Source organism: Microcoleus sp. FACHB-672 (assembly GCF_014695725.1).
Taxonomy (GTDB): domain Bacteria; phylum Cyanobacteriota; class Cyanobacteriia; order Cyanobacteriales; family Oscillatoriaceae; genus FACHB-68.
Genome location: NZ_JACJOU010000002.1, coordinates 164,471 through 184,690, shown reverse-complemented (window position 1 = coordinate 184,690; position 20,220 = coordinate 164,471). Strand labels below are relative to the sequence as shown.

The following is a 20,220-nucleotide window of genomic DNA, read 5'->3' as shown; positions in this document are numbered from 1 at the left end:
TCTGGAGTTGATGGTTTAATTAAACTAGCACTTCAATTAATGAATCTCGAACATCTCAAAAATTGGTTTACACATTGCTGCTACTGTACCTCATAGACTTCGAATTTGCTGTAAGATGTGCAAAGTTAAAATATTTTAATTTTAGTGGTAATTTCTCAAGAGCTAATTTTTATAAAGCTCAGATGGAAGGTTCTACTTTAACAGGAGCAGTTTTTGAAAGTTCCTTATTTAAAGAGGCAAATCTTGATAAAGCTGATCTTAGTTATTCTAATTTTCAAAAAGCTAATTTTACAGACGCCAATCTTAGTCACGCTAATCTTAATCGAGCTAATTTTCAAGAAGCTAATTTTACAGATGCTAACTTAGACTCTGCTAATGCTACTGATGGAGATTTCGCTTTTGCAAAATTTAATGGAGCTTTTCTTTACCTCGCTGACTTTACTAGATCTAGACTTCAAGAAATTAATTTGAGCAATGCTCACATAAAAGCAGCGATATTTATGGAGACTGATCTTGCACGCTCAAACTTCTCAGGGACTATTTTCTGGGATTTTAAGAAATGGGAGGAGCGCCATACAAAACCACAAAAATCTTATGAAGATGATTATTTTTTCAATCGTGATTTAACGTATGATGATTATAAAAGGCATTCTAAACCTAATTTTAGGCTAGCTAAAAATTTAACTATAGACCAGATTCGAGTTGCGGATAATTATAAAAAAGCTATCTACAATGACGATTTATGTCAACTATTAAACATAGATAATACGAACTAAATGATATAAGAAATTCACCTCTTAAAAGGAGGTTAAGGAGTCTACAGTAATGCCTAGCCCATTGATTCAGTTTAGGCTCAAAGTTGATGCCAGACAAGCATTAGAAGCTTTAGCGCTACCTGGCGAAAGCTTAAGTATTTGCGCTCAACGGCTGGTAATAGAAGCTTTGCAAATGTCTACAGATGTAGACAGAGCAAATAAAAAAGCTACAAGTGTAGACAAGAATGTAGACAATAGAAGAAAGGTAGTAGACAGCGCTGTAGACGAAGAATCTTTAATTGAACGGCTGATACCGGCGATTGCCGAGAGCGTGAGGGCAGAGATTGAATCGCGCCTGGGGGACTTGGTAAACAATCTCATTGATAAAAACCTGCCGGCAGCGCTAGATGAACGCCTGGGAAAAGAGTAAGCCCGGAACAGTCCGGGCAAGAAATCAATGACTTACAAGAGCAACTCGCAGCCATCCAACGGGAACGAGACGAGCTAGACCGAGAATGCAACGAAATCCAAGAAAAGCACCGTATAGCAGTGCTGAATATTCAAAAGCTGGAAGAGAAAATCGAGCTGTTGGAGGAGCAAACTGCGATTTTCCCCAGCGAACAAGCACTTGCGACTTCTGAGTTTTTGGAGGAAATCGAAGGGCTTCGCCGGCAGGTGGCGGACTTGCAGCAAGAACCGGCACACCGACCAAGCGCACCGGCACCGGCAATCGGCGATCTACCAGAGCCGGCAATCCTTCTCAACCAGCTCAAGGACAAGCATCCAAAATCCAAGGTCAGCCTGAAGGATGTTGAAGCAATCTTAAAGCTACTGGAAGGCTAAGCTCACGGAGTTTCGTGAAACTTTGAAATTGATTGTCTGTTATCTAAGGATGGCATTGAGGAAGGTTGTGAAAGCCTTATGTATCAGCAGGAAGTAATAGATACCAAAAGCAGCCCGGCTTGCCAACCACAGCAGTGGATCTTTTAGATAGTCAGCTATACCAATGAACGTACCCAGGATGATTGAGCCAATGATAATGGTGTGGATGTCGAGCATAAGACAGACCCCCATGAAGGTTGAAACATTTGCAATACCAACATAGAGGGGCTGCTCAAGCGTCGGATGAAGCGCGATCCAGATTTGAAGTTTTGTTAAGGTTTGAGGTAAATACCACCTGCCCCAGTCTCAAGCAACTCGCCTTTTTGCCATGCCCAGCCGCGCATTCTGTAGCTAGCGGTCACGGCTAAACTCAGCGCTTCTTGCTGAGCTTTGTTGTACTCCACCAATTTCTTCATCAGCAGTGGATCATTTTCTGCCTCAAATTGACACGTACACAAAACCATCCCGATCCAAGAAAAACCGACTTTATTCCAGACCAAATTTGTTTTTAGTGCCTGCTCTTCTTTTTTGCTAAGTTCTGGGTAAATGCCATTTGGCCCAGCTTTCTCAAAAATTTCAGTGTATTGCTTAGCTGCCTTTCTCCACTTTTTTATCGGAACCTCATAGTAAGATTCCAAGCAAACACAGAAAGTATCGTCAACTTGTTCCTTTAAAGTCTTTACAAGTAAATCATAAGCTGAATTAAAAGGATACTGTTTTAAGCTAGCGTCATGAAAAAACTTGTACCATGATTGGACAAAAGGTTTGGGTAAAGTCTTCACAAAATCTGTTGAATCTTGAAGAAATTGGTAGAGTTCTTTGACAGATTTTTCGGCGACCTTGCAAAGTTCCCACAAAGCTTTGTACTCATTAACACAGCAGTTAATTAAGTCAGCTTTTCGCTGACAAATTTCTTGCCGATCTAAAGCCTCATCTACTGGGTAATATCCCTTTTTTAAATATTTAGCTCTCCAGCACTCAGCTACAAGAAGCTGGGTTTTTCGCTGCTTCTCCCATTCTTCTATCTGAGCCGGCGTCTTAGCCTGCTGTCGGAGGCTATCGCTAGGCAAGCTGGCTATAAGTTGGGCAATTTTTTCCTTTGTTTTAGGAGTTTTTCGGCTCATTGGGTAACTCGATATGAATGGACAAAACTTAGGGCAGCCTTGATCGCTCTCTGATGGACAATTTATCTGACGTTCTAATTTTGAGTTTTTCTATAGTCCCAAGGCTTTACCGCGCCGGCAGTTCTCCACACGCCAAACCGGCCTGTTCGCGCAACTTCTTCGGCTGCTTCTATCGCTGCTTTATTTGGACAATTACCTGAATATTTCGCGTAATGGTAGGCCATGCCGAGGCTGACCATCTTTTCATTCACGAAGATTTCTTTGGGGTCGCCGGTCGTCACTGCAAGCTCCGCGATTGTGCGCCCGTAGCGGTCTTGCTCAATTGCATAGAATTCTACTTTTCCGTTCTTCAATAATTCTCTTAGTTTATCGCGTGATTTTATGCCGAGTGGCTGATCCGTTTCCGGTGCATCTACACCGCACATTGCCGCTGCCATCAAAGACATTTACAAACAAAATATTACAGCATATTGCATCCGAGTTTGAGTGTAAGTCGTGCCGGTTAAAGTAAAACTGCTGCATAACTAACAGTGGAGTTGATAAGCACGACCATGAATCTTGCAAAAACTGGTTTGCCGGCTGTTCTCGGAATCGGGTTGTGTCTCAGTGCCTTAATAGTTCTGCCAACTCACTTAGCCGTTGCTCAGGAACGGCGCTTGGTGGAAGATGAAAATGGTGATTACTACATTGAAGGAGGACGCGGCCCCCTTCCCTACGAGTGGGAAGTCGTAGACCCTGATCCCAACGGGTTAAACTGCCGGCTTGCAGACCGCCTCAGTCCTCAAGGCCAGGATTTTTATAACTTTCCGCTGGGCAACAACACATTCAAGCAAGGAGAACTGATTCGCGGCCCTCTTATTGCTCTAGATGACCGGGGGATGCCTTGGATTTGGATCGGTACATCTGTGAGCCGATACCACTGCTGGGTTAGGGCAAATAGCCGATTCGTGCGTCCCGTAAGGCAGCTAAAACAGGGATGTATTGATTCGGGAAGGTGTTAAAACTCAACAAAAGTAGCAAACAAATCAGTAGACCTGATTGATGGTGCTTTTTGCTGTTAGTCTGCCAACTCTTTAAAAGCCACGTATGACGAATAAAAGGGTTTGCGCCCTGTTGGATGCTTGCCGCATCCACCCGAAACTGACCAATATTGCAGCAGGCAGTAATGGCCATGCCGGCAAGTTGTGCTAGTGACCACCAAAGGTTTCCGTTCTGCTTGACTGACAAAACTAGGAAGGTGGAATGCGTCTGAGGACAGTGAATTCACGATTAAAGAGCAATCAAATTGTCCTTTGGAAACAATCGCAGGTTGGGGGTCAGGCAGACTGGATAGAAACCGATAAACCGGAATGTTCCACTGCTGGGTCATGGCAAGATGAACCCAATTCTAACCAAGTTTGGGGGAACTTATCCTCCGCATCTAATGAGCATCGGCTAAACGACACTTACTGGACGCGACGACTTGCCCCACTGGAATACCAAAAACAACATCCTCAACACAATCACCCCACACAACTGAGTGAGGGCAAACAGATCTCACAAGTGGGAAGCCTCCAGGTTTTAACCATTAGACTTACTGGTTGTCACATTGAGGCAGAAAATCATTCAACGCATCATAGAGTCGAGAGTTGGAATCATTGTTTCTGCTGATTGGTGTGGTAACTTCTCAGCTTAAACGATACTCCTCTTCCCGCCTACTTACATTTCAGAATCTATCACTCTTATCAACCAAGCAGCCTAAAGCCAAATATTACCTCTGTAAAAGCTTGATTTTTGTCTCTTTTATCAATCTTTAAAAATAAATTAAAATTTTAATTATAGTAAAATAAAAAAAGCAATCCTTAATAAAAATATCGATTTAGTGATACTCATTTTCAAGGCTTTCTGGCTCAATAAGAATGGGTTCCTTAGAGTTCTTGGAATAAAAATCAATATAGTCTATTTCGCCAAAACACAAATTGTATGAACTATCTCTAAAGAAAATAAGCTCAACTTCTACAAGACGTATAACTTGCTGGTGAACTTCCTCTTTAATAAATTCGGTATTATAATACAATTGATCTTCTTTGTCAAAAATAGCCGATTCTAAACTCTCGTAACTAATATTTGCTGTATAAGAAATATTAACTTTCAATTCAAATGTGACTAGGTGATTTTCAGGTTCCCAATCATCAGCACTTACGATAAGTTTGTCAATTATTTCAACGGAATCTACTCTAACTTCTTCTATATTGTCACTATCAAAATCCATATTAAAATCAGCACTCACAATAAACTCTAAATGACCAAAATTGCTTATAATTACTTGTTTTATTTCCTCACTAGCTTCTTCTAAACCTTCATAAAATTGGGTGTACGAAGAAGAAAATTCACCTAGAGGCAGCAAGAGCGTATCCTCTATTTCTTGTTGCACTTTTTGGCTGACATAGCAATCGCTATTTAAACAATCTACTAGCAAATTATTAGCATCGTAATATTCCTTGAGCAATCCTTTTTGTTGTTCATCAAATTGCCAATCATACCCAATGCCGTGATATTTAATTATCACAGCTTTTAATCTGTCAGCCCAAGCTTGCCCCTGAGCTTTCCGCCATACATTGAATCTTTCCTTGTCTTTATAAGGATCAGGTAGTTGCCCTTTGAGTTCTTGGAGCGATTGCTTCAGTTCAGGAGCAATGTCACTGCTGCCGTCAGCTTCAAAGGCAGAGGCATCAACAAGTTCGGGAGCAAGGGCACGGGCAAGGACAAGGACGTTGTAAAAAGCATGGTCAAGATCAAATGTAGGCGTTATAGCAAAAGCGCGATCCAGAGTATAAGCCAATTTAAAAACCCTAGAGACACGGGCACTAACTGTGTTGTGAGCGCGATCAAGCTCAAAGTGAAAGTACAAAGCCCGGACAGCTACAGATTTAAAGGGAACTTCAACTGAAGCGGATTTCTGGCTGACCCATTCTAAAAACTGCTGTAACCTGTTATCGGAAGCTACAAGCATATCAATCTGCTGCTTCATTAGTAGCAAAAGCCGGTCTGCACTTGGCAACATCCCAACTGCCAGTAAAAAGACTTCGCGCCAGCGTGCTTTGGTGATGTGGCTGACTAGATTTTGCAATGCTTCGTCTGATGATTGTTTGCCGACAATAATCTCTCTAGCAGTGAAATACTCATGAAAAGCTAGGTGGTGGAATGAATAAATTCCTTTAGCCCTTTCTACTAATAGCCCATGTTGAGCTTCAATCGATTGTAAAACTTTCTCGCTGTCTAGTTCCAAGGCTTTCAAATCAGAATTAACATCAGGTAGAGTACGAAGGTAATCAGCAATATATTGCTCTACTACTCTCTGTTTAAAGAAATAATCCCCTTGTACAAACGTAGTTAGAGCTATTTTACTGAGTAAATCTTCCTTGCGCTGAACTGATAGCTTTTTGTAAATCTGATGGCGCTCAATTCCGCGCTTGGCATCCCATTTTTTCAGCAGCGCATCCAGTCCTTCTTTGTACAGTTCAGACCGATTCGCTGGAAAATCTCCGGATTCTTCAAATACCAAACATAACAGAGTCAGCCATAGCGGATCTCTGGCAAGCTCTGTGACCCGTCGATTGTATTGAATACGTTCAAGAAAAATTTCCGGTTTTATCGCTTTATCCTTAAACCAGTTGTTCGCAAAAGTGGCAATTTGCTCATTGTCAAAATCAGCTAGTTCCACCTCTGTAAATTTATCAAAAGTATATTCTTGCGCTGCGATGCGGCAAGCTATTACAAAATGACTATCACGATACTCGTCAGAGAAATCACGAATTTCGTTTAAAACACGTTTGCTGTCCTCTTCTCTAACTTCATCTAAGCCATCAAGTAAAATTAACGTTCTGCCGTGGGTGATCACCTCTTGCATAGACGCAAAATTTTGTGTTTCTGCACCGGCGTTAGAAAGTTGCTGGCAGATGTATTCCAGTAATCCTGGTTTATTTCGAGCTTCCGCAAAGTCGTAGAGGGTGACAAAAACCGGCACCCGCTCAGCCTGAAAATTTCCTGCAATACACTGCATCGCTACATACTTCAGAAACGTGGTTTTTCCCGCTCCCGGCTTTCCCAAGATCATCAGCTTGGTATATTTCTCGACGGCTTTCAGTCCTGACACTCGTTTTTCAGCGATTTTACCAAGTCCAAAACGCTCAAAATCCGCTGAGTTACACTCTTGCAGTAATTCAGCAATTTCTTTGCGCCGGCGTCCTGTGATTTTCTCCAGAATATTGACGTTGGTGTAGATATGATTCAACTCGATAGGCTGAGTCATATCCAGCACCTGCATTGTTCCACAATGTTCTTGGATGCTGCTTTTTACCTTTTGGCGTAGCTCCTTTACTAAGGAATTAATGTCAATCTTGTTATCTTGTTCTTGTTGGATCTCAAACTCTGCTACCTTGTTGTTTGGCAGACGAGTCAACTCCTGTTTAACTTGTAGATCAACCAGATTAAGCACTTTAACTGGTACACCCCAAGCATTAACCAACGTTACCCTAATCTCTCCCTCCATCTCTTCCTGGGCTGCTGTCAGCAAAAACTTAGCAGCTCCATAACTACCGCCAAAACGATGCAGCACTACTGCTGGCTCTCCCACAGGCTTGCTGCTGAACAAAGGCGAAGTGTCCAACATACAGTAGATGGGATACTCCTCCTCTTCATAAAGCCACTTACCATCCCCAGACGGTTGCAGGTCAATTGTCATCAGGTAAGTCTTACCAACCTGCGCTTCACGCGGGTAGCTAATTACTGGTTGAACAGATAGGGGTAGCTGCTGAGTATCAGACATTGAGCTGTCCTCCTGATGGGGTGAGCCGGAGTACCGTCATTGGATTGCCGTAGTAGACATACATAAATGTATAAATAAAAGATTCCCACTCTTCGTTAGTTGGCTTATCGGGAAAATTGGCAACCATCTTAAACCGCAGTTCTTGCAGCAGTGCTGCTACTGAAAGGTTAGGCGATCGCAAAGACTCCTGAATCAAGTCATAGGCAAACTTAGCCGCATAGGAATCTCCTACAGTACCCAGCGTACCAATCACACCCCGCGCCCCACTTGCTAAAAAAAGCTCAATAAACCCCATGCGATAACTATGAGGGATAGAAGAATGAGCTTGCTCACGACCCGAATGACAAGCATTAATAAAGACAATTCCCTGAGAATTTTTAACCAAATTAAGCTGACAGTTGCGTAAAGCCAGTAACTTTAACTGTTGCTGTTCATCCTTACCTGAACCGAGAGTAAATTTCCGAAAATCACTTCCATAAGTTCCATGACAAGAAATATAAACAAAACCACAATTAGCATCATTCCGCTGTAAATGAGCCTGGAATAATTTGATATTATGCTTACTACTCCGGTATATGGATGCCTGCAATTGCTCTAAAATATCAAGCTCTGGTCCCACTCCATTTAGCTCTGTATCAAGTACATAGGCAACAGCATTACCACAGCACTCATCTGCTTTAAACTCCAACACTACATAATCATCCCCACTAATAATTTGTCGCCAGCGCACCGTTGTAATCAAAGCGCCCAGATACTCATTCGGCGACTCGTAGGGTGATAGTTCAAACATTTCCCAAGGAATTTCAAAATCTGTGTGATCGGCAATCACTAGACAAAGCTGCTTACCCAACCTGCGTCGCAACGTCTTCAACCACTTGCGAATCTCCAGATTTACATGGGAAAAATACCTTATATCAACCTGAACATCTTCGGGAAGCTTGTCTTTTTCCATTAGTTGCCCTAAACAAAGATCGGGCTTTTTATTTGGCTTAGTTTGTTGTAGCTCATTTTCAACATTACCACCCCATACAGAATATTCATCCGTCCCATTCTGATAAATATGCAGAATAGCAACCTCTTGCGGTAGCTTCATCGTGATGTAAAGCTCATTGGGTGGGAAGAGTTTTTTTTCTGTTGCAGTTTCTAAATCCTCTGGTAGAGGTGGTGCAGTTTGTTTCGGTGCTGCTGCCTCTGAAGCTTTAAAGGGTAGCTCTTTGGTTCGACTTAAACCTGTTGGTGAAGTTATTGCCCGTTGCGTGATTGAAAGCTTTGATTTATCAGCCATCATTCCACCTCGACTGCCTCCAGAGGTGGTATCAAAACCACAGTTGCCCCAATAGCCTCAGCCAGTTCCAGGGGTAAATCCGCATATTGCTTTGGTTGTGGATTCAGGAGAACTGCCTTCACTCCATCCAAACCCCGGATGCGTTCAGCCACCTGCAACGCATCTTCAAACCCTTTTCGTCCAACAGGCGGCGCAATCCTACCCAAGAGGCTGGCTTCCAGTGGCACATTCCCCCGCCCATCACTAATCACCACCAGCACGGCTTGCTGCACTGTGCTAAGTCCATGTTGCAACGCATGGCGTAGAGTCTGCAATGCCAAATCCAAACCATGAGCTAGAGGTGTAGCCTTACCCCGTCCTGCCTCAATTCCAGCACTGATGCGAGGCACCAAAATGCTTTGCGCCATGACCCGTTCAGCTCGTAACTCATGCTGCGCATCCACCGCACCCACTTGGATTAGGCAAACGCTAGCCCGTTCCACATACGCCCAACTCAGGTAGGGCAACAATTCCTCCTGCCAATTACAATCCCGTAGACAAGTGTGATCGAGTACCAGCATCAGCATTTGTTCTGCTACAGGCGCTCGGCGATAGCAATGCAAATCTGTAGGCGACAGCACCAGTCGCCGATTACCATTAGCTGTTGACTGTTGGCGAATCGACTGAAATTTTGCCGCTTCCAGTAACGTCCTCACCAACGCTAAATCCTGAAAAGTCGCCGCCTTCTCCACCCCGACAATGGGGCCACGAGCAGCCGCAGATGTCCGAAACCGACGAGGCGGCAACCGTAGCGAAGCCGCTTCCCGCTCAACAGGTGCTTCATCTTCTGGGTAAGGATTGAGTGGTACTGTTAGTTGCGTGGTTGGTTGCGGCTCAGGTTTATCCGACTCATAAACAGGCTCCCTAACTGTAGATGGCTCAGGCTTGTCTGTTAAAGGAGATGTTGAAGTCGGTGTTGCCTCTGTAGGTTTGGGGAGATCGGGCTGTGGGGTTACAGGCTCAGAACCCACCTTTGATGAGTCTTCTGTCTGCTTGGCAACTGGTTTTAACCCAATCATTCGGGCGGCAGCATCAACGTGTGCTGCCATCATCTCGGCTGCACCCTCCAGTCGCGCATTTGCCTGAGCCAGTCGTCCTAAAGCAATCTCTCGACGAGGACTGTACACCTCCAGCGTTGATGTGTAATCTAGTATCCGGGCTGTGGCTTGGACTGTAATTGCGGAACAAAGTAGGAGAGCTTTTTGGAGGTGATCACGAATCTCAATTGGCAAAGACTCAAGCTCCGTTTCCTTCCCTAATTCCCGCTCATCAATCAATTCCAGAATTTCCGCTACTCTGTCTGTAGTTTTTGTACTCTGTTCACTCAACCGCAGGGCAAAGCGGTCTAGCAGGTGAGGAGAAACCACGCCCACTTCATCACTGGCACAGCCAGCCAACCAGCAGAGATTGGGTTGCCAATTCGCCTGCTGCCCGTGACGCTCCAGATGTGCTACATCTGCCCCCATCAACACTACACAAGCGCGTGCTGCTGCTAAACTCAGCTTAGTCAAATCTGGAATCACTACTAGCCGCAATTGGGAATTATTCTGCCCTGCTGCCAGCAAACCCTGTTTCCATTGAAAGGGCTGTTCTCCTGGCTTACCGCACAACCCCAAACTTCCCCACAATTCATCCTCAGCTTCAAAGGTTCCCAACGTCACCGACACAACTGGATACCCAGTGATAACTTCCAGCATCTGGGTTGCGGTTTGAGCAGCCAGCCGCAGTGTCTCAGGAGAGGCATCGAACACCAGAATATTTCGCAGTCCTGGACTGATAGCAGCACAAGCTAGCGATCTTGTAAATGCATCGGTCAAACTCAGTTGGGATGATTTAGCCGAATCACTCACCGCTCAAAATCTCGGTCACGCGCTTATAATCCTCTTTACTCCACGGCATCTGGTTGCTATGGAGGACTTCAGGGCGACGATGCTGAAGTGCCAATCGAGCTACTTTTGCCACATGGTTGTTTGTTACCTGTTCCGCCCCCTCAAGCGCAGCGTAGGCACGAGCCGCCAACGCGATAATGTAGTCACCCCGATTCCCTTCTGCATGGAAACCCGCCGCCAACCCCACGCAGTTTCTAACGATGTTCGCTGGCACCTTGACGCTGTAAAAATTCTGCTGCGCTTTCTCTAGTAAAGTCTTGCATTTGCTATCTTTTTCTAAGGCTTCATTGATATAGGCTGACGGTTCATCTGCTTTGAGCCGAGATACCGCTTCATCAAACTCCAAAACGGTTTGTAAAATCATCGTGCGCTCAGCTTCATTCGTTTCAGCCGTCACACTCACCATTAAACCAAAGCGATCAAGCAACTGCGGTCGCAGTCCCCCCTCTTCTGGGTTCATGGTTCCAACGAGGGTAAAGGAAACAGGCTTTTGGTTGCTTTGCCCTTCCCGCTGCACTACCAGTACCCCAGTCGAGGTCACATCAAGAATGATATTAACGATATGGTCATCGAGCAGGTTAACCTCATCGATATAAAGTAACCTACCATTCGCTTGTTCCAGCAATCCTTCCTGGGGAACTGCCTTACTCTTCATCAATTCATCTATCTGCCAGCCCCCCACCACCCGGTCTTCCGTTGCGTTAATCGGCAGAGTAACCGGAAGGCAACCATACATCATCTGAGCAAAAGCCCGTGCTGCGGTAGACTTGCCCGTTCCCCGTTGCCCACTGAGCAATACCCCACCAATGCGCGGAGCAATGTAAGCCAGTTCCAGTGCCAGCTTAATTTGCTGCTGACCGACAATCAGCGTGTAGGGCAATATCGGAATTGCCAATTTTCCAGTCACTAGGGTTGTCTGGGCGTTTCTTTCACTGTCCATTTCATTGTGACCTGCATCTGTGCTTCGGAACTAGCTTTAACAATTGCTGCACCGATTTCAGAATCCAATTTGATTGCTAGTTGAATCTCAAACTCATTCGGTCTTGTACCATCATCCATTTGCTTGACACTCTCTACAACTTTAACCGCGCATTTACGAGTGAGGTCTAAGCCATTTCCAAATAAGTCGCCCACTGCTTTAACAGTTTTTTGAGCAGGGCTGTCTCGCGTATCCCGATAGAAACCTTCTGTCTTAGAGACGTCCGGAACTTTATCTACTTCAATGTAAATCTCGACTTCTTCGCCACCAACCTGACTCATACTATTGATAATCACCACGGATAGCTCTCCACTTAAGAATTTGATTATTTTCCTTATAGTAGTTACACATTAGTCTTAGAGTACATTTCTACATAAAAGTTAAGCGAACGGAGGTGGTAGACGAATTAGAACAAGATCACAAAGTATTGTATCTAGCTCTTGGGACAATGGTAACAACCTTTAAGCCTCGTTGTTTTAGTTAGCCCAGTGAACGTGCTGCCAAACGCTCTAGTAGCGGATTAAGTGAGCGAGAGTGGGAAATAATTCATCCGCTACTGCTACTGCCGCCACCCTCTAATGGCCGAGGCCGCAAGCGATGCGGTCAATGAACGGGAAATTCTCAATGCTATTTTCTACAAAATTCACAAGGGCTGTATCTGGAGTGATCTGCCCAAAGACCTGCCGGCATGGCAAACAGTATATAAATACTTGCGATGCTGGCAACGTAAAGGCTTCTGGGAATAGATACATGAGCAATTACGCCGTCAAGTGCGTGTATCAGTGGGCAAACAGCCCAATGCAACTGCTGGCAGTCTCGATAACCAATCCGTCAAGAGGACGGAAAGAAGGGGAAGTCTATGGCTAAGAGTAGGGACAAATTAATCAAAGGATGCAAACGGTTCATTCTGGTACATACGCTCTAATTTATTTTGTGCAATCGTAGCAATAGCCGCACCAACAGAAGTTTCTGTTGTAGGGTTAGCCGGTGGTGAGGATTGCTCGTTTACAGGCGTTTCAGAGTTTGTGCCGGCTGTAGCAAGCAGTAGCAATGCAGTAATTAACTGATATTTCATCAAAATTCTCTTCCTAATGCCGTCGTACCCAGCATTCTCAATTCAATCAAACTATGACCAGCCTCTATAAAGGAAACGAAGAACAAATGGAACAAGCAACTTTTGCAGCCGGCTGTTTCTGGGGTGTTGAGAACACTTTTCGTCAAGTCAAGGGTGTCACCTCCACCACAGCCGGTTATACGGGTGGTCATTTTCCGAATCCTTGCTATCTCGATGTCTGTGCCAGGATAACAGGTCACGCCGAAGCAGTTCGGGTAGACTATGACCCGGCCCTGATTAGTTATGAGAAGTTGCTAAAAGTTTTTTGGAATTGCCATGACCCCACCCAGTTCAACCGGCAGGGGCCAGATCGCGGCGAACAATACAGGTCTGTCATCTTCTACCACAGCCCAGAGCAAGAACAAATGGCAAGGGCATCCAAGCAGAAGTTACAAATAGCCGACAACTACGACAAAGATATCGTCACCGAGATCAAGCCGGCTGGTGAATTCTATTTAGCAGAGGAATATCACCAGCAGTATATAGAGAAAAAGCGCAGAAAGTCTTGATAGTTAGCAATCAAGGATTTGAAACGCTGGTTTAGCCTTGCTAAAAAAATTCAGTCTCCAGCAATTATCTCATCTGAAAAGTGAGCAATCTCAACCAATCAATATAAATAATACTTTTATTCATAAACGATTGTAAATATCACAATTGCTCAATTGATTTAACATTTGACCGGCAATCCAGCGTGTGAATGCCGGTGGAATACATTGAGCTATTTCACTCTGGCTCATCCAAGGAACCCCCATCGCTTGCCGATAGATTGCTAATCCTGCGAAGTGACCAGCCGGCCTAGCCAAAAGTCTTGTTTCCTCTGGCTTCCTGCCACACTTCTGAGTTTTTAAATTTGTCTGACACCGTGGCGGCGAGAGAATAATAGGCCGGCATTCAAACAATCGATGTCCGTGCATGGGAATTCCAAAGTTTAACCCGCACAACGTAATAGGAAATTCCAGAGGCGCACCGACAACATTTTCAATGCAGTAAGGCTTTCCTGAAGCCTTAAACCGGCCTCTCGTTGCTTCGATAAAACAAGGGTATTCTTTCCCCGCGACTGCCTTGAGTACGCTGTGCTTCTGGCAGGGCGGACTCGCATGAAGAAAGTTAAATTCATGCCCGTGTCTATCGAAGAATTCTAACGCGTCTCCCTGACAGCAGTTGAAGGGATAGCGGGGCTGGTGATTAATGTCAACCCCAGTAATGTCTACACTGAAACCGGCCTCAGAGAAGCCTTGAAAATAGCCGGCAGCTGCGCCACCGGCCCCACAAAAAAGGTCAAGAATCTTTAGATTCATTGAGGAAATTCTCTAATTTTCAAGTCTTCAGGAAATTCCTCCATATTTCCTCCCTTACGGTCTTTTGTCTTGAAGTGATAATACGTTGAAGCCACCCCATCAATATAAAGATTAGAAGCAATAGATCGGCGACCCAGTTGCTTGACAAACATCGGCACACCGGCAGCCTTGCACTGGTGAACAATTGAGCGAATCCAATCAATATGGCAAACTCGTGCCTTATCTCCAGACTCACCACCGACAATTACCCAATCAATGCCGGTTAAATCTAGTTTCACTTCCTCTAATAAAGGCTCACAGCTCAGAAATCGCAGGGCTGCCGGTGCTTCCCTTAAAAGTGGAATGCGCTCATTAGCGGCTTCTTGATTCTCAACACTGACTCCGAACCAAACATTTGATAGCGGCATTTTGCGACGCAAATTAATGGCACATCTTAATTGATTGAATTGAACCCAATTCACAAACTCCTGCTGATAGTCAAAGTACATCAGCATTTGGTGAAGGCGCTTAGTTAATACTTGGAAAGTGTGCCGTTCAGAAAGTGCCATAATTCCAAGTATTTGATCAATCCAATTAAACTGATTATTTTCGTGAAACAAGTCGCTCATGCTGCAAGTAAATATTTTCTGAGGCTGCTTCCAGCTAAGAGGCTTTAACAATTGGGATTCTACGAATGTAGTTTTTCCGTTCCACTCCTTGACTTCTTGATACTGAGGAAACTGCTGCAATCTCGCAGACTTTGCCGCATCTGCCGCATAGCAGTTACGGCAACCGGCAGAAATCCTGCTACATCCAACAATTGAATTCCAGGTTCTATCTGTCCACTCAATGTTAGTCATGTTATTTGTCTCCTGTAGGTAAAAAAATGAGCCGGGATTGCTCCCGACTCTGTGAAAATTAAGCTTTTGGCTTTAACAACTTGGCAGGTTTGGCTGCCGGCAGTTGTGCGGTTGCTTCATCTGGAGAAGCCAATGCTGCCTGACAAGAAGCCTGATTATCTTCCAAACGCGGATCTGTACAGTAACCTAATCCCGCAATTTGTCCTTCATAAATTTGCTTGGCTGCTTTGAGCGCAGCTTGCTCAAATTCATTGTCACTTGCCTTGCGATAAGTCGCTTGGACATAGAAATAAGCCCCGTAACCGCCTTCCGTCTGTACCATTTCAAAGCGGAAAATGTTACTGAAATAAATCTCAGCGGCTTTCTGAATGGCATAGTCATGAGCATCACCTTTCATGCCTTCAGAAACCCACTGATTGAAGGCTTCTCGCCCAAACACTTCAATCAATCCGTTCATCTTGTCTTTCGATTGCCGGTGAATCAGAAATGTTGAAAGCTCTGAACATTTCTCATGAAAGTTGCTTTTCATTTCACCGGCAACCGGAATTCCCCAAATTTCCGTGAATGATTCGTTGATGTAATGCGGCTCAAATGTTAGAACCTTATTATCAACCCAGCAAAGTGCCATCTCGACAAAATTGCCGCGAGTGAAACCGGCTTTCTCTGCTTGAGAACAAGTCATCTTACTGGTTTCGCCGGTGACAAAGCAGCCCCATTCTTTAGAACAATTTGCTCGATAGCGTGCGGGAATTTCAGGAATGCGGAATGCAAACCAATCTTGAGTAATTACGTTCATCTTTCGTTTTGGTTTGAGGTTAAAGTTTCAGATTTTGTTGAGAATCAAAGTCTTGAAGCGAAAGCATTAATTACATTTTACTCCAAGAAAACTGACAGACTTGGCGTGAAAAGAATGCTCTCTTCATTCGCTATTTTTAGCTCTCTTCTCAGTCGAGAAAGATAGCGAGAGGATAGCAAGTTATCGCGTTTTGCTTCTAGACTTTCAATCTCTTCCTTGAGTTTTGCTATTGTGCTATTCAGTTCAGAAATTTGTTCAGCATTCTCTTCGGCAAGTCGTTGAGTTTCGACAAGAATATCCTGCTTAATTCGCTCAAGCTTTGGCGTTTCCGAGAATTGCCGGCGAAACACCAGAACAATTCTAGAGTCAGCATCTCGGAAAACTACCTTGTTAGATTTGCTGGGATTAGAGCAAATATCTAAGGCTTCACAAATTGCTTCTGGCATAATTTCTTCAGCCTTAGAATGCCACCTGTCCATTTGCCTTCTGTACAATGAAAGCTTCTTGAGCGCTTGGAATTGTTGTCGCTGTTGTATCATGAGAAAATATCCTGTAGGTTGCCCGTTGGGGGAATGAACACAGACATCCCCCCAATTTTTTGCTTATTCGTCAAGTTCTTCTAAGTCGAAAGGCTCTGGAAGATGCTGGATGAATTGCTTAGAACAATGAGCATTGATGAACCAATCCGGATCGGCTTCAATGCTATCAACCAATGATTTGAACCATTGGGCTAGAGCATATTTGACTTCATGAGTGGGCATTCGGTCACAATCACAGAATTGCTTCTTTTGCAAAATTTCTATGATGGCTTCAGTATCTAAAACACAGAATTTTTGTAACCATTCTGGAATTTCTTTGGTCTTGACTTTGAGTTGCATGGTAAAATTAGTAAGGTAAGAAAAGGTTGACCCGACATCACAAAGCGACAGCATGGATAGCAAAAGTAGCGCTATTCATGCTGTTTCTATTTGGGAGTAGCGCTATGGTTGCTATGCTTCTAGACTCGACCCAGAAGTTGAAGGAAAATAGCCCCGGCAGCAACGGTAGAAACTTTGCGCTCAACGAGTTCTCCTTGCTTGCGAATAACATAAGAATCTTCATCTTTTATGTATTCACACTCAGCCAAATTAGCTTTTGTAACTTCCTTAGCTAGTTCAGCAACGCGTGAATGAATGATTGAGATTTTCTTTTTCATCAATTACCTCAGTTGGATATGTTGTTTTGCTTCTCGATGTTGACGAGATATGTCTTTGAAAACATCTTTCACATCAGAGATTCTGAGATTAGTAAGATTGGTGCTGCCTACGCCTAACCTTCTCCACACACCAATAGAGTGGAAATAAAGGCACAGATAATAACCGTAGTCAGGAAGAATGAGTGCTGGGCATTTCAAGCCGGTGTAATAAGGTTGAAACTCTTTGATAGGCTGGCCCAAACTTTCCAAACTGCCTTTATTGATCAGCCAGAAATCCGCTTCAGGAAAGTTGGTTTTAATCATCCAATCAAAGTGTGATGAATTTTGCATATCGCCTCTTGGGAAAAGCAAAACCCAGAGGCGATAGCGTCAGAACAAACTCAATTGATTAATTATTCGTAAAAATCAAACTCAAACAGACTTAGCTGCTGATACCGGCTTTGAAACAAGCAGAAATCATGATTTAGCGGATTAATGTTGACAACTGGAATGCCTCGCGCAGCAGCAGTTTGCACAGTCATTGCTGTCCCGCCAGATTGCTTGCCGGTATAAATTGAAAGACACAAATCTGAACGTTTTATCATCCATAGATTTCTCGCTTGCATCACACCAGGACTGTAATAGTCATAGAGAATGATTTGTTTAGGATTCGTCTTGAGAACTCTGGCATATCGGTTGCGCTCTTTCAGTTTCCAAAGTTCATCTTGATTGCGACAAGGAATCACCGCTGTCCAGTCTAGATTTCTTCGGATTAAACACTCTGCTGCTAGCAAATCAGTACCAAGCGCCATGCCTGAATAAAAGTGTTTAACACCTCGGCTTAGCGCATAGTCAATCAATTTGTTAATTTCTTTCCGCCAGTTATCATCAATCCATCGGTGGCCAGTGAAGAATGCTTTCATGATTAATCCTCCAAGAATGTTTCAATCGCGTGTACAGCTTCTTGCAACTTATCCATTGCTTCTTGAGTGAGAAAATTATTCATGTCGGCATCCATGAGAATTTCCTCAATTTCTGCTTTGAGATTTTCCAGTCTTTCTGTCATTTCTTCAATGAGTTCAAGCATTTTCGTTTTTGGTTAAGTTCATGGAGATGAGCAATTTATTGACTTGCTCATCTCTTGGTTAGCTAGTTAAAATTCTTCAGATTCATCTATGGAATATGCCGTTTCTTGCTCGATATTCTCTGCATATTCTGGTTCCCAAGCATATTCGGGACAGGGAACACCGGCAACTTCAACCCATTGTCTGATGTAGTACATAAGCCTCGTGAAAAAACACCAAGCTCAATAAGCGATAGCATCCGTGCCGATTAGAAAAGACTCTAAGTTTTGTTAGAGAACTTCCTAGATTTTGTTAGCAAGTCCCTAGCTTTTGCTTAATCTTGAATTCAAAGCGAAAAAAGATCCTAGAAACCTAGGATCTTCTCGACTTACCTAATTCTTTTCACAAACTCATTGACTTCGATTTCATCTTCACCATATTCGCTGATGCCGGTGATGCTGAATTTGTGAACGACTCGCTTTGTTATATGGCGATAGATTTTCTTGACTTCAAACTCGTCACAGAAAGTCGTCTGATAAACGCCTTTATCGATGGGATCGCCATTCTGACAGACTGGCAATTCACAGCTAAATGGCTCCCAACCGTCGCTTCCACTCATGCTGATTATGCCTTCGCTAAAGCTCAATCCTTCTAGAGTTGGATCGATATCAAACTTTGCACACCAATCGCTCTTGAAATTGTCACTGAATTTCCAGAAGATTAAACTAAATCTTTCTTTGCTTAGAATTTGCTCAACACTATGAAGCTCTTTACAATTGAATTTGATGATGTCTCCATCTTCGAGTTGATATTGTTTATCGCCATAGCCAAAAATGCACCGGCCAAGATTTACTAACACAGCGCGAGGGCTTGCATACGCATGATCTCGATGTTTACCGATTAAGCCGGTGCTACGAATCCCATTGACTTTGCCGCCAAAAGTTAACAACCCAACTTCACAGCCGGGATAGACTCTTTGGCTAAACTGATAAATTCTGCTATCGAAATAACCGGCTTTGACATCACCGTTCGCTAAGTTTATTTCGTTGAATAGCCAGAGTCTACGCCGGCCTGGTGCGTAGCGACTGACATCAAGAGTCATGTCATTTACGCGATTCCTACACCAATTTCTCAATTCTTCGAGATTATTTCCGCTGACTTTACTAATCTTCCTAATCATTTTGAACATGATTTTGATCCTAACTAACTAATTTCTTCCCGTGATAGCGCTATCTATGAGTCCCAACGAAAGCTCAAACTCAAACTCTCTTCGCGGTAGCGCTATCTATGAGTCACCACAGAAAACCTCTCAGATTCGCTTGCGAGGGTGAGAGGTTTGTTTAGATGTCGGTGTAATAAAAAAAGCCCCAATCTCTAAAGAGACTGAAGCTTTATATTTACTTGGCTAAAACTAGAATTCTGGTTCGTCTGTTGGTGCCGGCGGAGACATGGTTTGTGAAGAAGAAACTGGAATGCTAGCTAATCCTTCAGCTTGATTTCGCTGCTTGTAATATTCACTTCGGATTTGAAGCAACTCAGATGTTGTGTACTCTAAGCTCTTAATTAGCTTTGTGAGTCCTTTCATATCCATGTCTTGAATCTCATGAGCGTTCCACTCTTCAGCGAATAGCTCATAAGCTTCTAAACCTTTGACTTGATTATCAATCTTGTACTGTTGCCAAGCGAGAATTCGGACTGCGTCTTTGAGCTGAGAGAGTTGTTTATCAGATTTGGAAGGAATGCTAATCATAAGAAAAGGTTAAACTCATCACTTTCCTTATGCGATAGCATTCCTAGAGACTAACTCAAGCAATCTGGGGCCTTTGCTAGTTTGGCAACAGATTTAGCCGGCAATCCCCTCACTTTAATCTCAAGCGGAAAATGCCGAACTCGCTTAGATGGGCGTGGCTTCTCACCACTTTTATCGAAATATCCACCGGCTTTGATTACCCAGGCTTTGATTTTGTCGAACTCTGCCGACGAATTCAAACCGATGTAGGTAATAAAACTTTCAAAGCCAGACTGTTCTTCTGGTGATATCTCCCAATCGAATTGATTGCTGTAAGTTCCGCAAATTGTGATGCGCTTGCTAAGCTCAACAACCAGATAATTACCATGTGGAGAGGATTCTAGGATAGTGCCGGTGATGCCAACAAAAGAAATGGTATTCATAAC

At 43.8% G+C, this 20,220-nt stretch carries 29 protein-coding genes; 6 read left to right on the top strand and 23 right to left on the bottom strand.

Annotated features, from left to right (window positions below):
- Positions 1-62: 62 nt before the first annotated feature.
- From H6F56_RS01050 to H6F56_RS01040, 3 genes are all read left to right on the top strand, one after another.
- A complete protein-coding gene (locus tag H6F56_RS01050; RefSeq protein WP_309236412.1) occupies positions 63-776 on the top strand; it encodes a pentapeptide repeat-containing protein in 714 nt (237 codons plus the stop codon).
- A gap of 49 nt (positions 777-825) precedes the next feature.
- Positions 826-1,185, top strand: a complete 360-nt coding sequence (locus H6F56_RS01045) for a hypothetical protein (RefSeq protein ID WP_190664942.1) — start codon at positions 826-828, stop codon at positions 1,183-1,185.
- Between the two features lie 119 nt (positions 1,186-1,304).
- Positions 1,305-1,598, top strand: coding sequence for a hypothetical protein (locus H6F56_RS01040; RefSeq protein ID WP_190664941.1), 294 nt, complete (start codon positions 1,305-1,307; stop codon positions 1,596-1,598).
- A gap of 39 nt (positions 1,599-1,637) precedes the next feature.
- On the opposite strand, the gene H6F56_RS01035 is transcribed toward H6F56_RS01040, so the two are convergent.
- The 3 genes from H6F56_RS01035 to H6F56_RS01025 all read right to left on the bottom strand — a co-directional run bounded on the left by H6F56_RS01035 (position 1,638) and on the right by H6F56_RS01025 (position 3,198).
- Positions 1,638-1,814: a hypothetical protein gene (locus tag H6F56_RS01035; protein ID WP_190664940.1), complete on the bottom strand. Its 177-nt coding sequence runs from the start codon at positions 1,812-1,814 to the stop codon at positions 1,638-1,640.
- A 95-nt stretch (positions 1,815-1,909) separates the two neighbouring features.
- Complete coding sequence (locus tag H6F56_RS01030; protein ID WP_190664939.1) at positions 1,910-2,761, bottom strand: hypothetical protein; 852 nt, start codon at positions 2,759-2,761, stop codon at positions 1,910-1,912.
- Positions 2,762-2,835: 74 nt separating this feature from the next.
- Positions 2,836-3,198: a thermonuclease family protein gene (locus H6F56_RS01025; RefSeq protein WP_190664938.1), complete on the bottom strand. Its 363-nt coding sequence runs from the start codon at positions 3,196-3,198 to the stop codon at positions 2,836-2,838.
- Between the two features lie 114 nt (positions 3,199-3,312).
- Here H6F56_RS01025 and H6F56_RS01020 point away from each other — a divergent pair, with 114 nt between their 5' ends.
- Complete coding sequence (locus tag H6F56_RS01020; protein WP_190664937.1) at positions 3,313-3,762, top strand: hypothetical protein; 450 nt, start codon at positions 3,313-3,315, stop codon at positions 3,760-3,762.
- A 56-nt stretch (positions 3,763-3,818) separates the two neighbouring features.
- Here H6F56_RS01020 and H6F56_RS01015 read toward each other — a convergent pair whose 3' ends face one another.
- From H6F56_RS01015 to H6F56_RS00990, 6 genes are all read right to left on the bottom strand, one after another.
- Positions 3,819-4,130, bottom strand: coding sequence for a hypothetical protein (locus tag H6F56_RS01015; protein ID WP_190664936.1), 312 nt, complete (start codon positions 4,128-4,130; stop codon positions 3,819-3,821).
- 489 nt (positions 4,131-4,619) lie between these two features.
- Positions 4,620-7,568: an NACHT domain-containing protein gene (locus H6F56_RS01010; RefSeq protein ID WP_199312507.1), complete on the bottom strand. Its 2,949-nt coding sequence runs from the start codon at positions 7,566-7,568 to the stop codon at positions 4,620-4,622.
- Positions 7,561-8,856, bottom strand: a complete 1,296-nt coding sequence (locus H6F56_RS01005) for a CHAT domain-containing protein (protein ID WP_190664935.1) — start codon at positions 8,854-8,856, stop codon at positions 7,561-7,563. The genes H6F56_RS01010 and H6F56_RS01005 overlap by 8 nt, the downstream gene beginning before the upstream one ends.
- Positions 8,853-10,742 carry a hypothetical protein gene (locus H6F56_RS01000; RefSeq protein WP_190664934.1) on the bottom strand — a complete coding sequence of 630 codons (1,890 nt, stop codon included), beginning with the start codon at positions 10,740-10,742 and terminating at the stop codon, positions 8,853-8,855. The genes H6F56_RS01005 and H6F56_RS01000 overlap by 4 nt, the downstream gene beginning before the upstream one ends.
- A complete protein-coding gene (locus H6F56_RS00995; RefSeq protein WP_190664933.1) occupies positions 10,735-11,721 on the bottom strand; it encodes an AAA family ATPase in 987 nt (328 codons plus the stop codon). The genes H6F56_RS01000 and H6F56_RS00995 overlap by 8 nt, the downstream gene beginning before the upstream one ends.
- Positions 11,688-12,056 (bottom strand): CU044_2847 family protein, encoded by a 369-nt coding sequence (locus H6F56_RS00990; protein ID WP_206753383.1) that lies wholly within the window; start codon positions 12,054-12,056, stop codon positions 11,688-11,690. The genes H6F56_RS00995 and H6F56_RS00990 overlap by 34 nt, the downstream gene beginning before the upstream one ends.
- A gap of 282 nt (positions 12,057-12,338) precedes the next feature.
- Here H6F56_RS00990 and H6F56_RS00985 point away from each other — a divergent pair, with 282 nt between their 5' ends.
- Positions 12,339-12,506: a transposase gene (locus tag H6F56_RS00985; protein ID WP_190664931.1), complete on the top strand. Its 168-nt coding sequence runs from the start codon at positions 12,339-12,341 to the stop codon at positions 12,504-12,506.
- Between the two features lie 134 nt (positions 12,507-12,640).
- Here the strand turns inward: H6F56_RS00985 and H6F56_RS00980 are convergent, their stop codons facing one another.
- Positions 12,641-12,835, bottom strand: a complete 195-nt coding sequence (locus H6F56_RS00980) for a hypothetical protein (protein ID WP_190664930.1) — start codon at positions 12,833-12,835, stop codon at positions 12,641-12,643.
- A gap of 86 nt (positions 12,836-12,921) precedes the next feature.
- On the opposite strand from H6F56_RS00980, the gene msrA reads away from it, so the two are divergent.
- Positions 12,922-13,383 carry a peptide-methionine (S)-S-oxide reductase MsrA gene (gene msrA / locus H6F56_RS00975; RefSeq protein ID WP_190664959.1) on the top strand — a complete coding sequence of 154 codons (462 nt, stop codon included), beginning with the start codon at positions 12,922-12,924 and terminating at the stop codon, positions 13,381-13,383.
- A 120-nt stretch (positions 13,384-13,503) separates the two neighbouring features.
- Here the strand turns inward: msrA and H6F56_RS00970 are convergent, their stop codons facing one another.
- The 13 genes from H6F56_RS00970 to H6F56_RS00915 form a co-directional block, all read right to left on the bottom strand.
- The gene (locus H6F56_RS00970; protein ID WP_190664929.1) at positions 13,504-14,172 is read right to left on the bottom strand and encodes a DNA cytosine methyltransferase; all 669 of its coding nucleotides are present in this window, start codon (positions 14,170-14,172) and stop codon (positions 13,504-13,506) included.
- Entirely contained in the window at positions 14,169-15,011 is an 843-nt protein-coding gene (locus tag H6F56_RS00965; RefSeq protein WP_190664928.1) for a phage Gp37/Gp68 family protein, read from the bottom strand. Before H6F56_RS00965 ends, H6F56_RS00970 begins: the two co-directional genes overlap by 4 nt.
- 58 nt (positions 15,012-15,069) lie before the next feature.
- Complete coding sequence (locus tag H6F56_RS00960; RefSeq protein ID WP_190664927.1) at positions 15,070-15,807, bottom strand: hypothetical protein; 738 nt, start codon at positions 15,805-15,807, stop codon at positions 15,070-15,072.
- 77 nt (positions 15,808-15,884) lie between these two features.
- Positions 15,885-16,346, bottom strand: a complete 462-nt coding sequence (locus H6F56_RS00955) for a hypothetical protein (protein ID WP_190664926.1) — start codon at positions 16,344-16,346, stop codon at positions 15,885-15,887.
- A gap of 63 nt (positions 16,347-16,409) precedes the next feature.
- Positions 16,410-16,685, bottom strand: a complete 276-nt coding sequence (locus tag H6F56_RS00950; RefSeq protein ID WP_190664925.1) for a hypothetical protein — start codon at positions 16,683-16,685, stop codon at positions 16,410-16,412.
- A gap of 119 nt (positions 16,686-16,804) precedes the next feature.
- A complete protein-coding gene (locus H6F56_RS00945) occupies positions 16,805-17,002 on the bottom strand; it encodes a hypothetical protein (protein ID WP_190664924.1) in 198 nt (65 codons plus the stop codon).
- 3 nt (positions 17,003-17,005) lie between these two features.
- Positions 17,006-17,332, bottom strand: coding sequence for a hypothetical protein (locus H6F56_RS00940; protein ID WP_190664923.1), 327 nt, complete (start codon positions 17,330-17,332; stop codon positions 17,006-17,008).
- Positions 17,333-17,394: 62 nt separating this feature from the next.
- Positions 17,395-17,904, bottom strand: a complete 510-nt coding sequence (locus H6F56_RS00935) for an SLOG family protein (RefSeq protein ID WP_190664922.1) — start codon at positions 17,902-17,904, stop codon at positions 17,395-17,397.
- Positions 17,905-17,906: 2 nt separating this feature from the next.
- Positions 17,907-18,068: a hypothetical protein gene (locus tag H6F56_RS00930; protein ID WP_190664921.1), complete on the bottom strand. Its 162-nt coding sequence runs from the start codon at positions 18,066-18,068 to the stop codon at positions 17,907-17,909.
- 66 nt (positions 18,069-18,134) lie between these two features.
- The gene (locus H6F56_RS26680; RefSeq protein ID WP_255513657.1) at positions 18,135-18,263 is read right to left on the bottom strand and encodes a hypothetical protein; all 129 of its coding nucleotides are present in this window, start codon (positions 18,261-18,263) and stop codon (positions 18,135-18,137) included.
- Positions 18,264-18,433: 170 nt separating this feature from the next.
- Positions 18,434-19,225, bottom strand: coding sequence for a hypothetical protein (locus tag H6F56_RS00925; RefSeq protein ID WP_190664920.1), 792 nt, complete (start codon positions 19,223-19,225; stop codon positions 18,434-18,436).
- Positions 19,226-19,456: 231 nt separating this feature from the next.
- On the bottom strand, positions 19,457-19,795 hold the full coding sequence (locus tag H6F56_RS00920) for a hypothetical protein (RefSeq protein ID WP_190664919.1): 339 nt from the start codon (positions 19,793-19,795) through the stop codon (positions 19,457-19,459).
- A gap of 50 nt (positions 19,796-19,845) precedes the next feature.
- A complete protein-coding gene (locus H6F56_RS00915) occupies positions 19,846-20,217 on the bottom strand; it encodes a hypothetical protein (protein ID WP_190664918.1) in 372 nt (123 codons plus the stop codon).
- Positions 20,218-20,220 lie beyond the last annotated feature (3 nt).

Excerpts from the sequence above, each read along its gene's own strand:
- H6F56_RS01010 (WP_199312507.1), bottom strand. The coding sequence starts at position 7,568 with ATGTCTGATACTCAGCAGCTACCCCTATCTGTTCAACCAGTAATTAGC.
- H6F56_RS00980 (WP_190664930.1), bottom strand. The coding sequence starts at position 12,835 with ATGAAATATCAGTTAATTACTGCATTGCTACTGCTTGCTACAGCCGGC.
- H6F56_RS00945 (WP_190664924.1), bottom strand. The coding sequence starts at position 17,002 with ATGAAAAAGAAAATCTCAATCATTCATTCACGCGTTGCTGAACTAGCT.
- H6F56_RS01025 (WP_190664938.1), bottom strand. The coding sequence starts at position 3,198 with ATGGCAGCGGCAATGTGCGGTGTAGATGCACCGGAAACGGATCAGCCA.
- H6F56_RS00935 (WP_190664922.1), bottom strand. The coding sequence starts at position 17,904 with ATGAAAGCATTCTTCACTGGCCACCGATGGATTGATGATAACTGGCGG.
- H6F56_RS00950 (WP_190664925.1), bottom strand. The coding sequence starts at position 16,685 with ATGCAACTCAAAGTCAAGACCAAAGAAATTCCAGAATGGTTACAAAAA.
- H6F56_RS00960 (WP_190664927.1), bottom strand. The coding sequence starts at position 15,807 with ATGAACGTAATTACTCAAGATTGGTTTGCATTCCGCATTCCTGAAATT.
- H6F56_RS00925 (WP_190664920.1), bottom strand. The coding sequence starts at position 19,225 with ATGATTAGGAAGATTAGTAAAGTCAGCGGAAATAATCTCGAAGAATTG.
- H6F56_RS01005 (WP_190664935.1), bottom strand. The coding sequence starts at position 8,856 with ATGATGGCTGATAAATCAAAGCTTTCAATCACGCAACGGGCAATAACT.
- H6F56_RS00970 (WP_190664929.1), bottom strand. The coding sequence starts at position 14,172 with ATGAATCTAAAGATTCTTGACCTTTTTTGTGGGGCCGGTGGCGCAGCT.
- H6F56_RS01015 (WP_190664936.1), bottom strand. The coding sequence starts at position 4,130 with ATGACCCAGCAGTGGAACATTCCGGTTTATCGGTTTCTATCCAGTCTG.
- H6F56_RS00920 (WP_190664919.1), bottom strand. The coding sequence starts at position 19,795 with ATGATTAGCATTCCTTCCAAATCTGATAAACAACTCTCTCAGCTCAAA.
- H6F56_RS00930 (WP_190664921.1), bottom strand. The coding sequence starts at position 18,068 with ATGCTTGAACTCATTGAAGAAATGACAGAAAGACTGGAAAATCTCAAA.
- H6F56_RS00985 (WP_190664931.1), top strand. The coding sequence starts at position 12,339 with ATGGCCGAGGCCGCAAGCGATGCGGTCAATGAACGGGAAATTCTCAAT.
- H6F56_RS00995 (WP_190664933.1), bottom strand. The coding sequence starts at position 11,721 with ATGGACAGTGAAAGAAACGCCCAGACAACCCTAGTGACTGGAAAATTG.
- H6F56_RS00915 (WP_190664918.1), bottom strand. The coding sequence starts at position 20,217 with ATGAATACCATTTCTTTTGTTGGCATCACCGGCACTATCCTAGAATCC.
- H6F56_RS01020 (WP_190664937.1), top strand. The coding sequence starts at position 3,313 with ATGAATCTTGCAAAAACTGGTTTGCCGGCTGTTCTCGGAATCGGGTTG.
- H6F56_RS01030 (WP_190664939.1), bottom strand. The coding sequence starts at position 2,761 with ATGAGCCGAAAAACTCCTAAAACAAAGGAAAAAATTGCCCAACTTATA.
- H6F56_RS01045 (WP_190664942.1), top strand. The coding sequence starts at position 826 with ATGCCTAGCCCATTGATTCAGTTTAGGCTCAAAGTTGATGCCAGACAA.
- msrA (WP_190664959.1), top strand. The coding sequence starts at position 12,922 with ATGGAACAAGCAACTTTTGCAGCCGGCTGTTTCTGGGGTGTTGAGAAC.
- H6F56_RS00965 (WP_190664928.1), bottom strand. The coding sequence starts at position 15,011 with ATGACTAACATTGAGTGGACAGATAGAACCTGGAATTCAATTGTTGGA.
- H6F56_RS00955 (WP_190664926.1), bottom strand. The coding sequence starts at position 16,346 with ATGATACAACAGCGACAACAATTCCAAGCGCTCAAGAAGCTTTCATTG.
- H6F56_RS00940 (WP_190664923.1), bottom strand. The coding sequence starts at position 17,332 with ATGCAAAATTCATCACACTTTGATTGGATGATTAAAACCAACTTTCCT.
- H6F56_RS26680 (WP_255513657.1), bottom strand. The coding sequence starts at position 18,263 with ATGTACTACATCAGACAATGGGTTGAAGTTGCCGGTGTTCCCTGTCCC.
- H6F56_RS01035 (WP_190664940.1), bottom strand. The coding sequence starts at position 1,814 with ATGCTCGACATCCACACCATTATCATTGGCTCAATCATCCTGGGTACG.